Origin of the sequence: Novosphingobium sp. CCH12-A3, from assembly GCF_001556015.1 — a bacterium.
Lineage (GTDB): Bacteria > Pseudomonadota > Alphaproteobacteria > Sphingomonadales > Sphingomonadaceae > Novosphingobium > Novosphingobium subterraneum.
The window spans coordinates 37,634-57,297 of record NZ_LSIA01000312.1 but is presented as its reverse complement, the minus strand read 5'-3'; the positions used below and the strand labels follow the sequence as shown (position 1 = coordinate 57,297).

18 protein-coding genes and 1 pseudogene are annotated in these 19,664 nt (G+C 60.2%); 8 read left to right on the top strand and 11 right to left on the bottom strand.

All coding sequences use genetic code 11. The features are described from left to right. A partial coding sequence (locus AX703_RS25840) for an IS3 family transposase (protein WP_156452223.1) occupies positions 1 to 539 on the top strand: 539 nt, incomplete at its 5' end. 863 nt (positions 540 to 1,402) lie between these two features. Here the strand turns inward: AX703_RS25840 and AX703_RS29035 are convergent. From AX703_RS29035 to AX703_RS25815, 5 genes are all read right to left on the bottom strand, one after another. Continuing rightward, the gene (locus AX703_RS29035) at positions 1,403 to 1,714 is read right to left on the bottom strand and encodes a DUF2933 domain-containing protein (protein WP_082734816.1); all 312 of its coding nucleotides are present in this window, start codon (positions 1,712 to 1,714) and stop codon (positions 1,403 to 1,405) included. 87 nt (positions 1,715 to 1,801) lie between these two features. Next, positions 1,802 to 2,656 carry a copper resistance protein B gene (locus AX703_RS25830; RefSeq protein WP_062348326.1) on the bottom strand — a complete coding sequence of 285 codons (855 nt, stop codon included), beginning with the start codon at positions 2,654 to 2,656 and terminating at the stop codon, positions 1,802 to 1,804. A gap of 34 nt (positions 2,657 to 2,690) precedes the next feature. Next, positions 2,691 to 4,637 carry a copper resistance system multicopper oxidase gene (locus AX703_RS25825; RefSeq protein ID WP_062348324.1) on the bottom strand — a complete coding sequence of 649 codons (1,947 nt, stop codon included), beginning with the start codon at positions 4,635 to 4,637 and terminating at the stop codon, positions 2,691 to 2,693. Positions 4,638 to 4,642: 5 nt separating this feature from the next. Next, on the bottom strand, positions 4,643 to 5,674 hold the full coding sequence (gene adhP / locus AX703_RS25820) for an alcohol dehydrogenase AdhP (protein ID WP_062348321.1): 1,032 nt from the start codon (positions 5,672 to 5,674) through the stop codon (positions 4,643 to 4,645). 75 nt (positions 5,675 to 5,749) lie between these two features. Further along, positions 5,750 to 7,132 carry an NAD-dependent succinate-semialdehyde dehydrogenase gene (locus AX703_RS25815; protein ID WP_062348335.1) on the bottom strand — a complete coding sequence of 461 codons (1,383 nt, stop codon included), beginning with the start codon at positions 7,130 to 7,132 and terminating at the stop codon, positions 5,750 to 5,752. A 175-nt stretch (positions 7,133 to 7,307) separates the two neighbouring features. On the opposite strand from AX703_RS25815, the pseudogene AX703_RS25810 reads away from it, so the two are divergent. Beyond that, positions 7,308 to 7,502: pseudogene (locus AX703_RS25810) on the top strand (Tn3 family transposase); the annotation flags it as partial. Positions 7,503 to 7,724: 222 nt separating this feature from the next. Here AX703_RS25810 and AX703_RS25805 read toward each other — a convergent pair. Then, positions 7,725 to 8,429 (bottom strand): LOG family protein, encoded by a 705-nt coding sequence (locus tag AX703_RS25805; protein WP_197423843.1) that lies wholly within the window; start codon positions 8,427 to 8,429, stop codon positions 7,725 to 7,727. 429 nt (positions 8,430 to 8,858) lie between these two features. Here AX703_RS25805 and AX703_RS25800 point away from each other — a divergent pair, with 429 nt between their 5' ends. Next, positions 8,859 to 10,235 (top strand): MBL fold metallo-hydrolase RNA specificity domain-containing protein, encoded by a 1,377-nt coding sequence (locus AX703_RS25800; protein ID WP_231735710.1) that lies wholly within the window; start codon positions 8,859 to 8,861, stop codon positions 10,233 to 10,235. A 188-nt stretch (positions 10,236 to 10,423) separates the two neighbouring features. On the opposite strand, the gene AX703_RS25795 is transcribed toward AX703_RS25800, so the two are convergent. After that, positions 10,424 to 10,882, bottom strand: a complete 459-nt coding sequence (locus AX703_RS25795; RefSeq protein ID WP_197423842.1) for an IS5 family transposase — start codon at positions 10,880 to 10,882, stop codon at positions 10,424 to 10,426. Between the two features lie 40 nt (positions 10,883 to 10,922). On the opposite strand from AX703_RS25795, the gene AX703_RS27060 reads away from it, so the two are divergent. Then, positions 10,923 to 11,339 (top strand): MerR family transcriptional regulator, encoded by a 417-nt coding sequence (locus tag AX703_RS27060; protein ID WP_082734814.1) that lies wholly within the window; start codon positions 10,923 to 10,925, stop codon positions 11,337 to 11,339. A 54-nt stretch (positions 11,340 to 11,393) separates the two neighbouring features. Here the strand turns inward: AX703_RS27060 and AX703_RS27685 are convergent, their stop codons facing one another. From AX703_RS27685 to AX703_RS25785, 3 genes are all read right to left on the bottom strand, one after another. Continuing rightward, complete coding sequence (locus AX703_RS27685; RefSeq protein WP_156452221.1) at positions 11,394 to 11,588, bottom strand: hypothetical protein; 195 nt, start codon at positions 11,586 to 11,588, stop codon at positions 11,394 to 11,396. 465 nt (positions 11,589 to 12,053) lie between these two features. Next, positions 12,054 to 12,614: a recombinase family protein gene (locus AX703_RS25790; protein ID WP_062348316.1), complete on the bottom strand. Its 561-nt coding sequence runs from the start codon at positions 12,612 to 12,614 to the stop codon at positions 12,054 to 12,056. A 168-nt stretch (positions 12,615 to 12,782) separates the two neighbouring features. Beyond that, entirely contained in the window at positions 12,783 to 13,205 is a 423-nt protein-coding gene (locus tag AX703_RS25785; protein ID WP_062348314.1) for a helix-turn-helix domain-containing protein, read from the bottom strand. Positions 13,206 to 13,281: 76 nt separating this feature from the next. Here AX703_RS25785 and AX703_RS25780 point away from each other — a divergent pair, with 76 nt between their 5' ends. From AX703_RS25780 to AX703_RS25765, 4 genes are all read left to right on the top strand, one after another. After that, the gene (locus AX703_RS25780) at positions 13,282 to 13,677 is read left to right on the top strand and encodes a mercuric transporter MerT family protein (protein WP_014072602.1); all 396 of its coding nucleotides are present in this window, start codon (positions 13,282 to 13,284) and stop codon (positions 13,675 to 13,677) included. A gap of 12 nt (positions 13,678 to 13,689) precedes the next feature. Next, positions 13,690 to 14,019: a heavy-metal-associated domain-containing protein gene (locus AX703_RS27055; protein WP_004213249.1), complete on the top strand. Its 330-nt coding sequence runs from the start codon at positions 13,690 to 13,692 to the stop codon at positions 14,017 to 14,019. Positions 14,020 to 14,056: 37 nt separating this feature from the next. Continuing rightward, the gene (gene merA / locus AX703_RS25770) at positions 14,057 to 15,475 is read left to right on the top strand and encodes a mercury(II) reductase (protein WP_004213247.1); all 1,419 of its coding nucleotides are present in this window, start codon (positions 14,057 to 14,059) and stop codon (positions 15,473 to 15,475) included. A 91-nt stretch (positions 15,476 to 15,566) separates the two neighbouring features. Continuing rightward, positions 15,567 to 18,536, top strand: a complete 2,970-nt coding sequence (locus tag AX703_RS25765; RefSeq protein ID WP_014072601.1) for a Tn3 family transposase — start codon at positions 15,567 to 15,569, stop codon at positions 18,534 to 18,536. A gap of 115 nt (positions 18,537 to 18,651) precedes the next feature. Here the strand turns inward: AX703_RS25765 and AX703_RS25760 are convergent, their stop codons facing one another. Then, positions 18,652 to 19,578, bottom strand: coding sequence for an alpha/beta fold hydrolase (locus AX703_RS25760; protein WP_231735709.1), 927 nt, complete (start codon positions 19,576 to 19,578; stop codon positions 18,652 to 18,654). Between the last annotated feature and the right edge of the window lie 86 nt (positions 19,579 to 19,664).

The following is a 19,664-nucleotide window of genomic DNA, read 5'->3' as shown; positions in this document are numbered from 1 at the left end:
AAAGGTGCACGTACGGTTCGGGGAGGGGAAGCGCTTATGCGCTTCCTACTCCACTGCATACTTGGGCAGGCTTCGTCTATGTCGCCTTCGTGATTGATGCTTTTGCCCGGCGGATTGTCGGATGGAAGGTCAGCACGTCAGCCACTGCCAGCTTCGTTCTGGATGCCCTGGAGCAGGCGATTCATGCCCGCAGGCCAGATCCCGATGATGGACTGATCCACCATAGCGATAGGGGAGTTCAATATCTTGCGATGAACTATACCCAGCGCTTGGCCGAGGCCAAACTCGTCCCCTCGGTCGGTAGCGTAGGTGATTCCTACGACAACGCCTTAGCCGAGACGATCAACGGCCTTTACAAGGCCGAGGTCATCTGGCGGCAGCGATCATGGCCAAGCGTTTCGGCCGTGGAAATGGCAACGCTGCGCTGGGTCGATTGGTACAATAATCACCGGCTCTTCGGCCCTATCGGGCACATCCCGCCCGCTGAGGCCGAAGACAATTACTATGCAGCCCTCGAGAACCTCGATATGGCTGCATAGCCAAATGAAAACTGCCTCCTGAAAACCCGGGGCGCTTCAACCTGAATTGGGCTGTGACACCGGCATGCTGTGGCCGGCGTGCGGATCGGGTGCCTCCTGCGCGGGCTGCATCTCGTGTCCTGCATGGGGGTCGTCGGCAGGCTCAGAAGCACTGGCATGTTCTGCGTGCGGATCGCTAGATAAAGTGGTCTGCGCCGGCTGTTACGCGGAATCCGAGCTTCGCTGGCGCGCCAAGCCGGCTACCACCAAGCGACTGTCGTATGAGATCATACCAAACGCGCAGGGAGTTTGCTCGAAGCCATGAACGGCAGCGGGACTAAAGACCCGCTCGGTGGGGACGGTTGGGATACTGGCCGCACTGGGCCATGATCGCCACGCGGGCCATCTTCGCCCTGGCCCGCTGGGTGTGAACGCGGCGCCTTGCACCGATCGGGCGGGATGAGTGTCCCGCCAGCCGCCATGGCGGCACGAGCACGAAGTTCCTACCGGCACCGGTACATCACATGGCGGACCCGCCGCTGTGTCACCGCAACAATCCGGTCCGGTGAGCGCTCGATGATCGTCATGCGGCGTTCAAGTCGTGGCCGGCGCTGCATTCTCGAAGCAGGAACGGCCAGCGAATAGAAGATACTTCCCTCCTGCTCGCGCCACCCCCCGGTCCCGCGCGGCGTTCTCTCGGGGAGCATCACCTCCGAATACGAACCGTCAGGGCTGAAGACCCAGGCTGGTCCGGACTTGCAGCCTCGGCGGCCGTCGAACGACCAAGTTCCGACAAGGCTCGCCTCCGCCTGGGCCGTCGCTGCTTGCGAGACGCTCGTAGTGGACGCACCGGCTGTAAATGCCATCAGAGCGAGTCCGCGGAGTCAATGGCTGCCCCGCAGTTGCATATCACTGCCCACCCTCTGCTTCGCGGCTAACACAAGGTGGTTCCCGATCGTCTCCGCTGGACCTGCCGAGTCCTCATCATATCCTCTGGTTCGTCGGCGATGACCGCCATGCATGAAAAGATGCGTCAGCGGACAAGCCAGCAGGAGCAGGTAGGGGAGCATCGCAAGCGGGGAGGCGCGGTGCTGGCACACCAAATATAGTGCCACAATGAAGAGAATGCCAGCGACGACGGAAGTTAGCCAGCGCGCTCGGAGAAGATGCGCAAATCGCTGTCTGAAACTACTCATATCGACTTCCCATTGCCGTCGTAATACTCTTCACACCTCGACTGCCGGACGAGAGTTGGTTTAGGTCAATCGAGGCGCGAGACCTTTTCAGAACCACATCCGGACTCCCGCGACGATGGATACGAGACTGGTGTCTTCACCTTCCGCGCGCGCCAGTCGTTTCGTGCTCCCGTAGCTCTGTGTCCACGACACACCCACATAGGGAGCGAACTCGCGCTTGACTTCGTAACGCAGCCTGAGACCGAGTTCCGTTTTGTTCAGCCCGGAACCGACGCCGAACGACCGATCCTTTTGGACTGCGACGTCGAACTCGAAGCGCGGTTGCAGGATGAGCCGCTGTGTCAGCTGCTGATCATAGGTGGCGGTCGCCCTTAAGGAGACCTTGCCGTCCTGGCTGATGAACAACGTCGGTTCGAGCGAGTAGCGGTACGGGGCGATTCCCTGCACGCCGATCGCAGCATAGGTTCGCGATTGATTGGGTCCAGGCCCCGAGCGGTGCGCGAAGCGGATGCCGGCTTGAAGGTCGAAGAAAGGCGAGATCAAGCGGCCGTAAAGAAGCTGGGCCTCCTGCTCGCCTCCGCCTGGCCCCGATACGTCTTGCAGCCCTTCGGTCTTGACCCACAGCCGGTTCACGTCGCCGCCGTACCAGCCGTAAATATCCCACCGGATCGCTCCCGCGGCGCGACTTTCGCGATACTCGAGCAATTCTGTTACCAAGAAGCTAAAATTCGCGCTGTCGGCGGTCGGCTCCGGCCAGCCGGAGCGATCCTCAAGGTTGGGCAGCGTCGCTGACTTTGGGCCTGTCGTGGCAGGTGCCGCGACCGATTGGGCCTCCGCGGCTTGGCTTGGAGCTGGCATCGGCATGGACATCGGTTCGCCGGCTCCCTGCGCGCCCGTCTCTTGTGCTTGAAGACCGGTCGGCAGCACAATCAGGACGGTCAATAATGGAGGTGCTAAGCGCAACGGTTTTCTCCGGTCAGACGGGGGAGGAGACTTCGACGACGCGGAACATGCCCATCTCCATGTGGAGCAGCAGGTGGCAGTGCATCGCCCACAACCCAGGTGCGTCGGCAGTCACAGCAACCGTCAAGCGCTCGGCGGGTTTGACGCTGATCGTATGCTTGCGCGGCTGGTTCGCTCCGCCGCCGTTCTCGAGCTCCATCCACATGCCGTGGAGGTGGATGGGATGTTCCATCATGGTGTCGTTGACGAACACCATGCGCAGCCGTTCGCCATATTTGAAGGCAATCGGGGTGCGCGCTTCGGAGTATTTCTTGCCGTCGAAGGACCAGCTGTAGCGGTCCATGTTCCCCGTGATGTGCAGTTCGATGTCGCGCGCCGGCGCACGCAGATCGGTTTGCGGGATCACGCTGCGAAGATCGGCGTAGACCAGGACGCGCGAATTCTCGGTGTCGAACCCCGAGCCCGGTTCGCCGAGACGGTTCTTCGCGACCATGGCGATCGAGGAATTGCCGACCCCGTGCGTGTCGGGGCCGTGAGCGAAGCGCTGATCTTTGACCGAGGCGCCTTCGCCGCTCATGCCCGGCATCGCACCCATGGCGCCCATCGCGCCGCCGGTCGTCGGCATGTCGGCCATGCCCGATTGGTGCGCCGTCTTCAGTTTTCCGGCGGCGTCCGCGCGAACCCGCTCGGCCGCGCCCATGTTCTGCATCTGGTGGCCGCTCATGTCCATGACTGGCGGTGACGAGGGAGCGACGGCGCCCGGCATCCCGGACATGCTCCCCATCCCGGCCTTGCCCGCGCCCATGTCCATGCCGCCCATGTCCATCCCCATGTCGGCCATGGTGCGGATCGGCCGCGGTCGGCGCGGCGGGATCGGGGCGGTCATGCCAGCGCGCGGGGCCAGGGTGCCGCGCGCGAACCCGCTGCGGTCCATCGTCTCCGCCATCAGCGTGTAGGCGCGGTCCTCGGGCACGACGATGACGTCGAATGTTTCGCCGGGCGCGATCCGGAACTCGTCTACCTCCAGCGGCTGGATGTCCTGCCCGTCGGCCTGGACCACGGTCATCTTGAGCCCGGGGATGCGGATATCGAAATAGGTCATCGCGCCGGCCGCGATGAAACGCAGGCGTACGCGCTCTCCCGGCCTGAACAGCCCGGTCCAATTGGCATCGCTGGTCAGCCCGTTGATGAGGTAGGTGTAGGTATATCCGGTGACGTCGGCGAAATCGGTCGGGTCCATGCGCATCTTGGACCAGTTGAGCCGTTCCATGAGCGTCGCCGACCAGCCGTTCGCGCTGACATCGCGCACGAGATCGGCCAGCGTGCGCTTCTGATAATTGTAATATCCGGACTGCTTCTTGAGATTGGCGATAATCTTTTCTGGAGCCTCGAAGCTCCAGTCGGACATCAACACGACATAGTCCCGGTCGAAGGCGACGGGATCGCGACCGGCCGGATCGATGACGAAGGGCGCGTAGACGCCGAGCAGCTCCTGCCCGCCCGAATGGCTGTGGCACCAGTAGGTGCCGCTCTGAAGCAGCGGAAAGCGGTAGGTGAACGTCTCGCCCGGCGCGATGCCGGCGAAGCTCACGCCGGGAACCCCGTCCATGCCCGGGGGCAGGAGGATCCCGTGCCAGTGGATCGAGGCGATCTCCTTCAAGCGGTTCGTGACCCGTATGACGGCCTCTTCGCCCTCGCGGAAACGCAGCAGCGGCCCCGGCACGGTTCCGTTGATCGCCATCGCCTTGCCGGGACGTCCGTCGACCATCAGTCGATAGTCGTCGATCTCCAGATCGTAGCTGCGCACGCTCGCGGGGGAGGGGCGCGGGTCAGGCAAGGCCTGGCTGTCCTGTGTCCAGGCATAAGCCGGCGCCGAGCGCGCGAGCACCGCCGACAGGCCAAGCAGGCCCGCGCCCGCCATCACCTCGCGTCGGCCGATGCGATCAAGAGACCTTGTCATAATGCTCAGTTTCCCGCGAAATCAAGGACGACGCGCGCGGCCACATCGCCGCGTTGCAGCCGGCCCAGAACCTCGTTGATCGCCGACAGTGGCTGCAGCTCGATGTTCGCCTTGATCTTGCCCTCGGCGGCAAATGCGAGGGCTTCGGCCATGTCCTGGCGCGTGCCGACGAACGATCCGCGAATGGTGATGCAGTCAACGACTACGTCGAAAAGCGAGACCGGAAACTCGCCGGGCGGCAGTCCGACCAGCACGCAGGTTCCGCGCTTACGCGTCATGGCGACTCCCTGCTTGAACGCGGGGAGGGAGGGCGCCGTGATCAGGACGCCGTGCGCACCGCCGCCCGTCGCCTTTTTCAAGGTCTCTGCCGGGTCGCCCGCCTTGGCGTTGATCGCAAGATCGGCACCGAGGCGTTTGGCATGTTCGAGCTTTGTTTCGTCGATGTCGATCGCCGCGACGGACAGTCCCATGGCTTTGGCATACTGGATGGCGAGATGGCCGAGCCCTCCGGCACCCGAAACGGCGATCCATTCGCCGGGCCTCGCTCCGGTTTCCTTGATGCCCTTGTAGGTAGTGATGCCCGCGCAGACGAGCGGCGCGGCCTCGATCGACGACAAGCCGTCGGGGATGTGGGCGACGTAATTGGGATCAGCCAGAATGTATTCGGCGAAACCGCCATTCTTCGTGTAGCCGCCGAACTGCGCCTTGGCGCAAACCGTCTCCTGAGCCTTCAGGCAATATTCGCAGCGGCCGCAAGCCGAATAGAGCCAGGGCACTCCGACCCGGTCACCTTCCTTGACGATCGTCACGCCCGCTCCGACAGCAACGACCGGACCGATCGCCTCGTGACCTGGAATGAACGGGGGGGTTGGCTTGACCGGCCAATCGCCGTTCGCGGCATGGAGATCGGTGTGACACACGCCGCAGGCTTCGGTTTTGACGACGATCTGACCTGGGCCGGGCGTGGGCATGTCCCATTCGCGAAGGATCAAAGGCTGGCCGAACGTTTCGACAACTGCGGCCTGCATTGTAGCCATGGCTGTTTTCCTCTTTTTAAGGCAGCGAAATCGCGCTGTTGCCGCCGCACTTGTTCGAAATCCGCGCCTTGCGATCTAGGCTGGCGCATCGATCGCGTCAACGCGAACCAGTTTCTTGTTGACGAATTCCTGGATGCCCATGTTCGAAAGCTCGCGGCCGTAGCCTGAGTCCTTGACCCCACCGAACGGCAGGTCGGGCGTCGTCCAAGTTGGGTGATTGACGAACATCATGCCCGTATCGATGCGGCTCGCGACGCGTTTGCCGCGCGCGACGTCGCCGGTGAAGACCGAGCCGCCAAGCCCGAAAGCCGAGTCGTTGGCGAGCGCCACCGCTGCGTCTTCGTCTTTGACCCGGAAGAAGAGCGCGACCGGCCCGAAGAACTCCTCCCGGAACGCGGCGCTATCGGGCGCGATGTCGGTCAGGATCGTAGGCTGCATGAAGGAGCCCGGACGGTCGATCCTCTTGCCGCCCATCACGACCGTTGCGCCATCGCCGACCGCCCGGTCGACCTGATCCAAGAGGTTCACCAGGGCTCCTTCGGTGGACAAGGGACCGAGCGTCGTCGCCTCGTCCATCGGGTCCCCCGGTTTCAGCTTCGCCAGCGCGGTGCGAAACTTGTCGAGGAACCGATCGGCCAACTCCTCGACGACGATGTAGCGCTTGCCCGCGACGCAGCACTGGCCCGTATTGTTCATCTTGGCCCAGACCGCCCACTCGACGGTCTTCTCCAGATCGGCGTCATCGAGGACGATGAAGGCGTCGCTACCGCCAAGCTCCATCGTCGATTTCTTCAGGTTCTGCCCCGCCCGCGCAGCGACGGACTTCCCGGCGTCAACGCTGCCCGTCAGCGCCACACCCTTGATCCGGGGGTCGTCGATGACGCGGTTCACCTGGTCGTGGGAGATCAGCAGGTTGGTGTAGGCGCCCTTCGGCGCCCCGGCCTCCAGCCACAACTCCTCAAAGGCGATCGCGCATTGCGGAACGTTCCCCGCGTGTTTCACCATCACGACGTTGCCCGCCATCAAATTGGGCGCGGCGAAGCGTGCGAGCTGATAATAGGGGAAGTTCCAGGGCTGGACGCCGAAGAGCACGCCGAACGGGCTGCTCACTATCTCCGCCTCGCCAGAAGTCGGATTAAGGCGCTCGGGAGCGAGGAAGCGTTCGGCGTTCTGCGCATAGTAATCGATGATGTCCGCGCTGAGCGCCACTTCGCCCCGCGCCTCGGCGATGCGCTTGCCCATTTCGAGCGTTACCGGCCGCGCGAACTCATCGGCGCGGGTCCGCATGATGGCGGCGGCTTTTGCGGCGATGGCCGCCCGTTCCGCGAACGTCGTCTGCCGCCAGCTTTCGAAGCACGCGTTGGCCGTCGCAATCTTTGTCTCAAGGCTCTCGTCGGTAAGATCGTCGAAGCTTTGCAGAAGCTTGCCGTCGTAGGGGTTGATGCTCTGGTAGGTCATCGTCTCGTCTCCATCCGGATCGCGCCTGTGGAGTTTGCTCGCCAACGCCAAGCAAAACATCGTTTGATTCCGGCGCGTCTCATTTCGGCAGAGCGGCTGCCACTGCGCCGCGCGTGCTGAACATCGTGTCGCTTCCAAGAGCGGATGAGTCGCTCCGGAGGCTAACGGCCGCTTCATCTTGTGGAACACTCGCTATCTCGAAATGGCGCTGGCGGACATCGGCACAGCCGACGAAATCGCACGCCACATCGCGCCATTGGGCTGGGAGCATATCTCGCTGACCGGTGACTATAGCTGGAATGTTGAAGATCAACCCGATCCGGACGCCTTGCGACCGCTGCGCGCCGTCAACTCCCTACTTGCCGCGTGACGTTCGCTATCCGTTCGCCCTTTCCGTGCAGATACGTCACTTTCGTGTAGTCACCCCATGGTGGTCTTGCGCATACAGCGGTCCTTTCCTTGGCCAGCCTTGGTTAGGCAAACCCTTAGGGGCCTTATGTGGCGATCAAGATTGGCATCGATATACGTATATAACGAATGCTTCGAAGCCAGAGCCGAATCCCCTGCAGGTCGGGTAGGGACGGGCAGGGGCTTAGTCTGCAATAGCCGGGCTGAGCCCCTGGTCGATCAGCGTTGCCCATAGTGCCTCGGCGCTATCGGCATACGAAAACAAGTCGCGGTCTTCGCTGTCGATCATGCCGTTCTCGGCGAAAACATCCAAATTGATGGCGCTTTGCCAATAGTCTCGATCAAACAGGATGATAGGGACCTTGGGAGCCTTGCCGGTCTGCCGCAACGTCAGAATTTCGAACATCTCGTCCAGGGTTCCAAATCCCCCTGGGAAGACCACCAGAGCACTGGCGCGCATGGCCAGATGCATCTTGCGGATCGCGAAATAGTGAAAACGGAATGTGAGTTCGGGGGTCGTGTAGGGATTTGGGACCTGTTCGCGAGGGAGCGTGATATTGAAGCCGATCGAAGGCGCGCAGACGTCGTGGGCCCCGCGGTTGGCTGCCTCCATAATCCCCGGTCCTCCTCCGGTAGCGATCACGTTCATGCGCTTGCCACCGTTGCGGGTCAGCGCCCCCCCCTGCTCGGAGGCGAGCCGGCCGAACTTGCGGGCTTCGTCATACCAGAAGCCCCTCCTGCCTGGCTGCGCTTCTCTGACGCGAGCACTTCCAAATACGACAATGGTTGAAAGGACGCCCCATTCGCGCAACGCTTCCTCCACCTTCTCGTATTCGAGCATGAAGCGAACGCCGCGCATTGAGTCCCCAAGAATGAAGTCCTGATCCAAGGCCGCGAGTCTGTAAGATGGCAAGTCCGCTGCGTGGTGGCTGGGGAAGCAATGCTCACAGGGATGTGGCGTTAGAGCGCTGCAAAAAGGGGTGTCATCTGAAGTCACATTTTTGTCCCGTTCAAAGCATATATCTTGTGGTCATCGGTTTTTTCAGGCTGCGTTCGCGAGACTGTCTCAGTGCTGGCGCCACGAATGCCGCGCCATATGTAAACATCACATGCTCCCGCCTGCGTCCGTCTGCGATCATTACGTATGGCCGCAGACCAATGGGCTGGCCAATCCATGCAGAAATCCACAAGCGCGGTAGTGATGTCCATGCACGGGCACAAGAATCGACACCAAAAGGACAAAACTCGGGGGCATTTCGTGCCAAGCGGGACACCTCAAGCCTCGTTTGAGGTGGAGCCAAGACCTGCTGGCGGAGGATTGGCGATCGGGTTCTTTGGGGCGAGCGGCACCGTCACCGGATCGCGCTATCTCCTCGAGGACGACAGCACGCGCCTGTTGGTGGATAGTGGGCTGTTCCAAGGAGGCCGCGATTTGCGCAACCTCAACTGGGCTCCCCCTCCGCCAGAAATTGCAGGGGTAGAGACGATCCTGCTGACGCACGCGCATCTCGATCATTCCGGTGCAATTCCGCGTTTGGTCCGTGATGGTTGGCGAGGCCGGGTTCTCACCACCCGGGCAACAGCTGAGCTTTGTGAATTACTTCTACCGGACAGCGGCCACCTGCAGGAAAAGGATGCCCAGTTCGCAAACCGCCGAGGCTATTCGCGGCATCAACCTGCGCTGCCACTATATACCCAGAACGATGCGTTGAACGCGCTGGAGCACTTCCAGGGAGTGGGATTCGATGAGTTCATCGAAGTTGCCCCTGGCGTTTCGGCCCGCTTCCACCGGGCCGGGCATATTCTCGGCGCAGCTTCGATCGAGATCGACTGGAAAGGAACCAAGGTCGTTTTTTCGGGCGACCTCGGGCGTTACGACGACGCTGTGATGTTCGATCCCGCACCTCCGCCATTGGCTGACTTTCTGGTCGTCGAGTCTACCTATGGCGATCGGGAGCATGACGCTGTTTCGCCTGAAGTGGCCTTGGGTGAGTGTATTGAGCGATGCGTTGCGCGTGGTGGGACGGTCGTAATCCCGGCCTTCGCGGTGGGTCGGGCCCAATCGCTCCTCTATTACCTGTCCCTCTTGAAGAAGGCCGGCCGCCTTCAGGGCGTGCCTGTCTACCTCGACAGCCCGATGGCAATCGACGCCAGCGGCATCATGTGCGCAAACGCAGGGGATCATCGCTTGTCGCATGATGAATGCAAAGCTGCGTGCGCCGTAGCGCACTATTTACGCGATGCCGAAGAGTCGAAGGCGCTGACAGCGGATTGCAATCCCAAGGTCATCATTTCGGCAAGTGGCATGGCGACTGGCGGACGTGTCCTTCACCACCTTGCACAGTTTGCTCCGGATCCGAAGAACCTGCTGCTCTTTGCAGGTTTCCAGGCAGCCGGTACCCGAGGCGCAGCGCTTGTCGCCGGCGCGACCTCGGTAAAGATCTACGGTGAGGTTGTGCCAGTTTTTGCCGAAGTAACCAATCTTTCGATGCTGTCTGCCCATGCTGATTGCAACGAGATCTTGCGTTGGCTTTCTGGCATGCCGCAAGCACCGAAAATGACGTTCGTCACGCACGGAGAAGCGAGTGCTTCTGCCAGTCTGGCCGAACGGATTCGGCACGAGCTAGATTGGAAATGTACCACGCCGGCTCTTGGAAGCTGGGGTGATCTCACCTCCCGGGCCCAAGTCTCATGATAATGTGACCATTACGTATGTTGAGCTTGGAGCTTGTTCCTTACTCCGGACTTTGAAGAGTAGCTCTTCCCCACAAGAGGCCTGGGGGGCGGCATTGTAAATTTCACAATGGAGTCGAACATGATCGAGAAGTCTCTCGTGGTTGCGATTGCCGGCATTTCCATGCTTGGTGCCACCCCCGTTCTCGCCTAGGCTGTGTTGACAAAAGACTTCAGCCATAGGCGAGTGGCGGCGAGGTTGAGGAAACTCTCGAAGGATAGGATGGTCTTGTCGTAGCGGGTGGCGATTCGGCGCTGTTGCTTGAGCTTTCCGAACATGCGCTCGACGCGATTGCGGTCCCGGTAGCGGCGATAGTCGGGATGGTCGGGCACCTTGCGGTTTGAGCGGGGCGGGATGATGGGCAGGATGCCCCGGATCAGCAGGCTTTCCCGGAAGCGATCACCGTCATAGCCTTTGTCCGCCAGCAGCGCCTTGGGCGCGGCGACGGGGATCTCCATCAGCGGCTCGGCAGCGGTGTAATCGGAAGCCTCCCCGCCGGTCAGGATGAAGCCGAGAGGCAGTCCTTGATTGTCGCAGCGGGCGTGGATTTTGCTCGTAAAGCGGCGACCGACAATCGGTGTTCCACGCTGGATGCGGGGCTTCGTCAACAAAGATGAAGGATCGACCGGCTGACTGGAGAGGGATGTTATGGCCAGTTTCAAAGTTGGCGAACTTGCTGCTGCGGCTGGAGTGGGTCGTGATACGATCCGTTATTACGAGCGCATGGGTCTGCTTGAAGTTGCGACCAGGAATAGCGCTGGTTATCGGATTTATGGGGATAATGAGCTGGAGCGCCTGAAATTTATCCGCTCCGCGCAAGAACTAGGCTTCAATCTTGAGCAAGTTCGGACATTACTTGAGGTCTCCACGGCAGGTCCCGCAGAACCTTCCGAAATTCTTCATGTCGCACAGACGAAGCTTAAGGAGGCGAAGGACAATGTCGATCGTCTCTCGCAAGTCGAGCATGCCTTGGTCAATCTATCAAAGGGATCGATGTCATGCAGCACCAAGCCTATTTGGACGTATCTTCGCTCTGAAAGAGCCGCAGCAGAGTGTGTTATATAGTATTATTTGCGGCGTGAGGGGTTTACCTCAAATTTGAAAGGAAACTTCAATGACTTACAATAATAGCAAGGCGATGTCGTTGATAGGGGCCAGCTTGGCGCTTGTCGGTGCGTTGTCACTTTCGGCGTGCAACAACAAGGATAAGGCGAGCACGCCCACAGCAACGGCCAGCACATCCGCCAGTGCTTCTGGAAGCGCGGTTGATGATCCCGCAGCAGCCCCGAGCGAAGCGAATGCGGCAGACGACATGCACAACGATCAGCGTCAAGCGAGAGATCACGACAGCATGCGCATGGGCCCCGGGAATCATCCCACAGGACCTTGGATGAACAATCCTGCCTCGCCGACCCCCTAGCCCGCAGCCGACCGATCAGGGTGGCGGGATGAAGGATATGTGAGCTTGCGCAGTGCAAGTTCAATAGTTCTGCGGAGGATCACGGCGTGTGTGCTGCCAAATGTCAGCACACACGCATGCCGCGCTGGCCAGAGCGTTATCGTAGTGTACCACGTGGCAATATAAGTACGACCGCGGCCGGGACATTCGAGCATGGGAACCAAAGTTCAGATGAGACAGCTGGCGGATCAGTCAGCAGACTGAACTGGCGTTTGGTTCCAACCCAGTTGGTCATGATGCTCATGCATGCGCATCATTGGCGTCGCCTCAAGGTTTGTGCGTCAGACAACGATTTCATGGACAAAGGCGGGAAAGGCTTTTCATGTCGCTGATCGAAGGTACTGATAGAGGGTTTCCCGGCTGATCCCAAGATCGCGAGCGATGGTAGCCTTCTGCTCGCCAGCTGCAACCCGTTGCTTCAACTCGGCCACCCTGTCATCGGAAAGCGACTTCTTCCTTCCGCGATAGGCGCCGCGCTGTTTGGCGACAGCAATCCCTTCGCGCTGTCGTTCGCGGATCAAGGCCCGCTCGAATTCGGCAAATGCCCCCATCACCGACAGCATCAAATTGGCCATCGGCGAATCTTCACCCGTGAACGCCAGGCTTTCCTTGACGAATTCGATCCGGATGCCCCGCTTGGTGAGGGACTGGACCAGCTTGCGCAGGTCGTCGAGGTTGCGCGCGAGGCGGTCCATGCTATGCACGACCACCGTGTCCCCCTCGCGGATGAACGATAGCATGGCTTCAAGCTGTGGCCTGTCGACGTCCTTGCCCGATGCCTTGTCGGTGAAAATCTTGTCGAGTGCGACACCATCCAGTTGGCGATCGACATTCTGATCGAATGCACTGACCCGGACGTATCCGATCTTTTGCCCATTCATCGTCCGCTCCTGGCCAATATGTCAGGTTGGACTCTATAAACTTGGTACGCATATGTCAAGAAATGTGATTCGGCGTTCTTATCTGACACAATTACCGCAAGCATCCTGACGTCCAGGTAGACTATACTCCAAGCTGACATCACAAAATCAAATCCCTCAAAGATGGCGTCAATTGCCTTGATGGGGTAAAAACTGGAGTGCTTCCAGGATGGGACATTCGGCAACGTCATCTCCAGTGCATCTGGCTAACGTGGTCGCCAGCGTCACCGCTATCTTCTGCAAATCTGCAATGCGGCGGCGGACATCTTCAAGGTGGAGTTCGGTTCTCGCCATAACCTCCGCGCAGGTTTGTGCACCGGTATCGGTGAGCGACAACAATGACCGTATCTCATCCATTGCATAGCCAAGGTCGCGCGCGCGCAGGATGAACTGCAACCTTTGCACCAGTTCCGGCGAATAGACGCGGTAGCCGTTGGAACTGCGAGGCGGCCCCGGCAGCAATCCCACCTTCTCGTAATAGCGGATGGTTTCGAGATTGCAGCCTGTTTTCCGGGCAAGCTGGGCACGCAAGATGCCGACCTGTTGCTCCATGAAAATACCTCTTGAGTCTGTAGTGGCTACAGAGCCTACATTGCGAATCACTCAGTTGGAACAAGGGATTCAAGCCATGGTCTCAACGCCGGAAGCGGGACAGCCAGCCCTCACCGAAAACCACGAGCCGAAGCAGGCAAACTGGGTTGCGGCGGGCGCATTGATCGGCGCGGGGCTCGCCTCGGCTTGCTGCGTTGTCCCGCTACTGTTGGTTATGCTCGGAATTTCCGGCGCGTGGATCGCCAACCTGACGGCGCTCGAACCTTACAAGCCCTATGTCGCAGGCGTAACGCTCGCGCTGCTCGGCTACGGCTTCTGGCATGTCTATTTCAAGCCGAAACCGCCCTGTGAAGACGGTTCCTACTGCGCTCGTCCACAATCGGCTTGGACCACCAAGGCGGTGCTGTGGCTGGGCCTTGCCGTCGCCATCCTGGCGCTCACCATCGACTGGTGGGCACCCTGGTTCTATTGAAAGGAAATACCCATGAAAAAGACAGTATGTATCGCTATGGCCGTGCTGGCTATGGCTGGCGGCGGGGTCGCCTATGCAGTTAGTGGCACGGCGCAAGATCGCCCCGCGGCTACCGCAACCGCTCAGAAGCAAACCACCTTTGCCATAGAGAACATGACCTGCGCCACCTGCCCGATCACCGTGAAGAAGGCGATGGAAGGCGTCGCCGGGGTAACGGCGGTCACGGTCGATTTCGCAGCCAAGACCGCGCGCGCAACCTATAACCCGCGCCGCACCAATGCTGCTGCGATTGCCGCTGCATCAACCAACGCGGGTTATCCGGCGCGCGCTATTCAAAACTGAGCGGGGCGCCGCCAGCGCCTCAAGAAAGCGATAAGCAATGAACGACTGTTGCAACCGCCCCGGGCAGGAAGGATTTGACGTGGCCGTCATCGGCGCGGGTTCTGCCGGGTTCTCCGCCGCGATCGCCGCTGCCGATCTGGGCGCGAAAGTGGCGCTCGTCGGTCACGGCACGATTGGCGGCACCTGTGTCAATGTTGGCTGCGTTCCTTCCAAGACGCTGATCCGCGCCGCCGAAGCGGTGCATGGTGGGCTTGCCGCCGCGCGCTTTCCCGGCCTTGGGGGCGCTGTCCAGATGGATGACTGGTCCGTATTGGCGGCGTCGAAGGACGATCTTGTCACGACGCTGCGCCAAAAAAAATATGTCGATCTGCTGCCCGCCTATGACGGTGTGAGCTATATCGAGGGCAAGGCACGCTTTGCCGATGGTGCGCTGATTGTCGGCGATGCGCCCATGAAGGTCGGCAAGGTCATATTGGCGATGGGTGCGCACGCCGCCGTGCCGCCGATTCCGGGGATGGACAGCGTGCCCTACCTAACCAGCACATCGGCGCTGGCGCTGGATCGCTTGCCCAAATCGCTGCTGGTGATCGGTGGCGGGGTGATCGGGGTAGAACTGGGACAGATGTTTTCGCGTCTGGGCGTTGATGTCACCATCTGCTGCCGAAGCCGCCTGCTCCCCGAAATGGACCCGGAAGTGAGTGCCGCGCTGAAAAACTATTTGGAAGCCGAGGGCGTGCGGGTTTGCGCAGGTGTCGGCTATCAGCGTATCGCCCAAACACAGAGCGGGGTCGAATTGACCTGCGAGGGGCATTGTGACACCGTCGCGGCGGAACAGGTGCTCATCGCCACCGGACGCCGACCCAATAGCGACGGGCTTGGGCTGGAGGAGCGCGGCATAGTGCTTGCCCGTAATGGTGGAATCGTCGTCGATGACCACCTCGAAACGTCGGTTCCAGGCATTTACGCGGCGGGCGATGTAACGGGACGGGACCAGTTCGTCTACATGGCCGCCTATGGCGCAAAACTGGCCGCGCGCAACGCGGTGACGGGCAACCAATACCGCTACGACAATTCCTCCATGCCATCCGTCGTCTTCACCGACCCGCAAGTCGCCAGCGCCGGCCTCACTGAAACGACAGCACGGGCGCAAGGCCTGGACATCAAGGTTTCGCTGCTCCCGCTCGATGCTGTGCCAAGGGCACTGGCAGCACGCGATACGCGGGGTCTCATCAAACTGATTGCCGACAAGGCGAACGACCGTTTGCTGGGCGGCCAGATCATGGCACCCGAAGGCGCGGATTCGATCCAGACACTGGTGCTGGCGATCAAACACGGCATGACCACCCTGGAATTGGGTGCAACGATATTTCCTTACCTGACCACTGTGGAAGGCCTCAAACTGGCGGCCCAAACGTTTGATAAGGATGTCGCCAAACTGTCTTGCTGCGCCGGGTGATTGCTCGGGGATCAACCGGCAACGAATGGCCTCCCTCCAGTGCAAGCCGCTTTGGTGTCAATTTTGTTATTCGCCTCAGCGGGAGAGCAAAATGGCACGACGCCGACTTCTGACCGGAGACGAGCGCCGGCGCCTGTTCGATCCTCCTGTCCAAGAAACCGCGATCATTGGGCATTATACCCTTTCTGCGGAAGATGTTGAATTGGTTGGGCGCCGCTATGGTCCAGCAAATCGCCTCGGTCTGGCTGCACAAATCGCTTTGATGCGACATCCCGGCTTTGGTCTGCAACCCGAGATCGGGCTTCCCGACGTCATTCTTCAGTACCTCGCGGCACAGTTATTCGTCGATCCTTCCTCCTTCTCTGCATATGGTCAGCGCGCGCAAACCCGTACCGATCATGCCGATCTCGTGGCGCGTTATCTTGGCATACGCCCGTTTCGACGCGGCGACCTGGCACTTGCCCTGAATCTTGCCGCGCAAGCCGCCGAGTATACAGACAGAGGTGAACCGATTGTTCGCGCCCTCATGGTTGGCCTGAAGGGTGAGCGGTTCATTCTTCCGTCAGGCGACACACTGGAACGCGCCGGTCTTGCTGGCCGGGCACGCGCACGCAAAGCTGCCGCAGCCGCAATCGTCGAAGGCCTCAGCTCTGCTGAACTGACACGGCTAGACGAACTCGTAATCAACAACCCGGATTTCGGCATGACACCGCTGGCGTGGTTGCGTAATTTCGAAGAAGCCCCGACTGCGGCCAATATCAATGGCTTGCTTGAGCGCCTGCGCTATGTTCGCGGCATAGGTATCCACCCGGTAGTTGGGGGCGCCATTCCGGAATTCCGCTTTGCCCAATTTGTCCGCGAGGGCGGCGTGGCACCGGCATTCCTGCTTTCGGATTACAGCGTCAATCGCAGGCGGGCGACGTTGACGGCCGCAGTGATCGACCTTGAGGCCAGACTTGCCGATGCCGCGATCCAAATGTTTGACCGACTTATCGGCGGCATGTTCACGCGCGCGCGGCGTGGGCGCGAGCGTCGCTACCAAGATAGTATTCAGTCGGTGGGGCAACTCATGCGGCTGTTTGGCGCCACGATTACAGCACTTGATGAGGCTGTCCAGAATGGCGGCGATCCGCTCGAATTGATTGACGAAGCGGTGGGCTGGCACCGGCTTGTTGCGGCAAAGGCCCAAGTAGATGCCCTTGCTGATCTTGCCGGCGAGGACGCACTGGTAACGGCAACCGAGCGTTACGCCACGCTACGGCGTTTCAGCCCGGCATTTCTGGACGCCTTCACCTTCAAGGCGTCTGGAACAGGGACGGCACTGATCAAAGCCATCGATGTCATTCGCGATGCGAACACACGAAAGTCGCGCGACCTTCCCGATGGCGTTCCACTGCCATTCCCCAATCGGCAGTGGAAGCGTCTCATCACCGAAAGCGGCCGTATCGACCGCCGACGTTATGAAATTGCGATCATGGCAACCTTGCGTGATCGTTTGCGCGCCGGTGATGTATGGATCGAGGGAACCCGCAACTATCAGCGCTTCGATGCCTATTTGCTGGGTCGGCGCGACGCCGCCAAAGTGGCGGATGTGCTTCCGTTCGATTCAAATGCTGCATCCTACCTCGCTGACCGGGCACGAAATCTTGACTGGCGGCTGCGCCGATTTGCCAAGCAGTTGAAAACAAACAAGCTTGAGGGAGTGTCGCTCGAACGAGACCGGCTCAAGCTTCAGCAAATGCCGCCTGTCACCCCACCGGAAGCTGAAGCCCTCGATCGCAAGCTCGATACCCTGCTTCCCCGCGTGCGCATCACCGAGCTGCTGCTTGAAGTCGCCGAACGCACTGGTTTTTTGAACGCATTCCGTGACCTGCGCTCAGGCAAGGAGCACGACAACCCCAGCACGGTACTCGCCGCAATTCTGGCTGATGGCACCAACCTCGGGCTGGAGCGGATGGCCAATGCCAGCGAAGGCGTCAGCTATGCCCAACTCGCATGGACCCACAACTGGTATCTTTCACCCGAGAACTATCAGGCCGCGCTGGCCATGATCATCTCAGCCCATCACGAATTACCCTTCGCGCGGCATTGGGGCGCTGGCACCAGTTCGTCGTCCGATGGCCAGTTCTTCCGGTCGGGGCGGAGCCGTTCAGGGGCGGCGGACGTCAATGCCAAATATGGCGCCGAACCTGGCGTGAAAATCTATTCTCACCTTTCCGATCACTTCGCATCATTCGGATCACGGATCATGTCCGCGACGGCAGGTGAAGCGCCTTACGTGCTCGACGGGCTTGTCCTGGGCGCCGGCAACCTTCCGTTGCATGAGCACTATACCGATACCGGCGGCGCCACCGATCATGTTTTCGCACTCTGCCACCTACTCGGGTTCCGCTTCGCGCCCCGGCTGCGCGATATTGGCGACCGCAAGCTGGGTTCGATCGCTGCGCCATCGACATACAAGGGCATCGAAAATCTGATGGGCCGCACCATCAAAACGGCAGCGATCGAGGCCGATTGGGATGACATCGTCAGGATTGTCGCCTCAATCAAGGATGGCACGGTGGCGCCGTCAGTAATCTTGCGAAAACTTGCCGCCTACAAACGCCAGAACAGGCTGGATTTTGCATTGGCTGAACTGGGCCGTATCGAGCGCACTTTGTTCACGCTCGATTGGCTTGAACAACCGGAACTGCGACGTGCCTGTCAGGCCGGTCTCAACAAAGGCGAGGCGAGGCACACGCTTGCCGCCGCCATCTATACCAACCGGCAGGGTCGGTTCACCGATCGCTCGCTGGAAAATCAGGAATTTCGCGCATCTGGGCTGAACCTGCTGATTGCGGCGATTTCCTACTGGAACACGGTCTATCTCGACCGGGCCGCCCAGCACCTCAACGCTGTCGGCACGACGTTCGATGCGGCACTGCTTGCGCACCTTTCTCCGATGGGCTGGGCGCACATCAGTCTGACCGGCGATTACCTCTGGGAGCAGGCCAGGCGACTTCCAGCAGGTGAATTCCACCCACTCAACGAGCCAATGGCGCGGTTGAAGCGTGTAGCGTAGCCCATGTTCCGCTTATGTCCGAGAAATCGTTGTCTGGCGAACAAAGCTTGAGGTGACGCCATCTAGGAAGAAAGCGCATGAGCCGGGAGAATACCGGCCCATGCTGATTCAGGGCTTATTTCTGATCAAGAAACGTCGTTGCTTGTTGCAGGAATAGCTCCGGATACTGGTAGAAGGAACCGTGATTGGTGTCCGGATAGACTACGAGTTCGGCATTCGGCAGATTGTCCTCCAGCTTATATGAATTGCTGGTGTAGTGGATCAGATCCTTGCTGCCACTGACGATCAGAACCGGCTGCTTGATGCTCTTCAGATAATCGTTCGAATTTGCCGACGGTGTGCCCCAGGCTGCGAAGGCGGCGACCTGCGCACCGTATACATCGGGACCGGGATTTGCATCGCGATCGACCGTGCGCAGACGAATGCGGTCTAGGAATTTCTGACCTGCTGCCTGGCTTGCCAGCGTCGGGTTGAAGAACGTCGTCAGCAGGATGGTGTCTGCCGGTTCGTATTTCTTCGTCAGCATCGCCTGGAACTCCGGCGTCAAAGTTGCCATGCCGTCGCCGCCGCGCGGCGCGCTACCGATAAGGATCACCTTGCGGACGAGATCCGGACGCTGAAAGGCGACCTCCTGCGCGACGAGGCTGCCCAACGAGAAGCCCAGGATGTCGGTCTGCTTGATGTGCAGCGCTTCAATCAGGCCGATACCATACTTCGCCATGCCTTGAACCGTGTGAGGAACCTGGCCCTCCGAGCCGGCAACGCCTGCATTGTCAAAGATGACGACCTCGCGGTTCTTGGAAAAACCGTCCGTGATCATCGGATCCCAGTTGTCCATATTGCCCAGGAAGTGCTGGAAGAAGACCAGCGGAACGCCGCCCTGTTTGCCAAAGCGTCGATAGGCGAGACGGGTGCCATCGACCGTTACAAACTGCGTTTTAGCGAATTGATGTAACGAGCCGCCGACGACACTCGTCTTGGTCGACTTGGCGAGAGCAGCGGTGGGCGCGATCTGAGACGTGAGAACGGTCGCGGCTGCCAAGCCGAGAGCGACCGCAAGACGAACCAAGTTTTTTGATAATGTAGGATGCATCGGACCTGTCCTTGTTAAATTCCGTTGAGTTGAGG

What these genes read in the sequence shown, in the direction of transcription:
- AX703_RS29035 (WP_082734816.1), bottom strand. Translation starts at nt 1,714, where the DNA reads ATGAGTAGTTTCAGACAGCGATTTGCGCATCTTCTCCGAGCGCGCTGG.
- AX703_RS25825 (WP_062348324.1), bottom strand. Translation starts at nt 4,637, where the DNA reads ATGACAAGGTCTCTTGATCGCATCGGCCGACGCGAGGTGATGGCGGGC.
- adhP (WP_062348321.1), bottom strand. Translation starts at nt 5,674, where the DNA reads ATGGCTACAATGCAGGCCGCAGTTGTCGAAACGTTCGGCCAGCCTTTG.
- AX703_RS25815 (WP_062348335.1), bottom strand. Translation starts at nt 7,132, where the DNA reads ATGACCTACCAGAGCATCAACCCCTACGACGGCAAGCTTCTGCAAAGC.
- AX703_RS27060 (WP_082734814.1), top strand. Translation starts at nt 10,923, where the DNA reads ATGGCCAGTTTCAAAGTTGGCGAACTTGCTGCTGCGGCTGGAGTGGGT.
- AX703_RS27685 (WP_156452221.1), bottom strand. Translation starts at nt 11,588, where the DNA reads ATGTCGTCTGCCGCATTCGCTTCGCTCGGGGCTGCTGCGGGATCATCA.
- AX703_RS25790 (WP_062348316.1), bottom strand. Translation starts at nt 12,614, where the DNA reads ATGAATGGGCAAAAGATCGGATACGTCCGGGTCAGTGCATTCGATCAG.
- AX703_RS25785 (WP_062348314.1), bottom strand. Translation starts at nt 13,205, where the DNA reads ATGGAGCAACAGGTCGGCATCTTGCGTGCCCAGCTTGCCCGGAAAACA.
- AX703_RS25780 (WP_014072602.1), top strand. Translation starts at nt 13,282, where the DNA reads ATGGTCTCAACGCCGGAAGCGGGACAGCCAGCCCTCACCGAAAACCAC.
- AX703_RS27055 (WP_004213249.1), top strand. Translation starts at nt 13,690, where the DNA reads ATGAAAAAGACAGTATGTATCGCTATGGCCGTGCTGGCTATGGCTGGC.
- merA (WP_004213247.1), top strand. Translation starts at nt 14,057, where the DNA reads ATGAACGACTGTTGCAACCGCCCCGGGCAGGAAGGATTTGACGTGGCC.
- AX703_RS25765 (WP_014072601.1), top strand. Translation starts at nt 15,567, where the DNA reads ATGGCACGACGCCGACTTCTGACCGGAGACGAGCGCCGGCGCCTGTTC.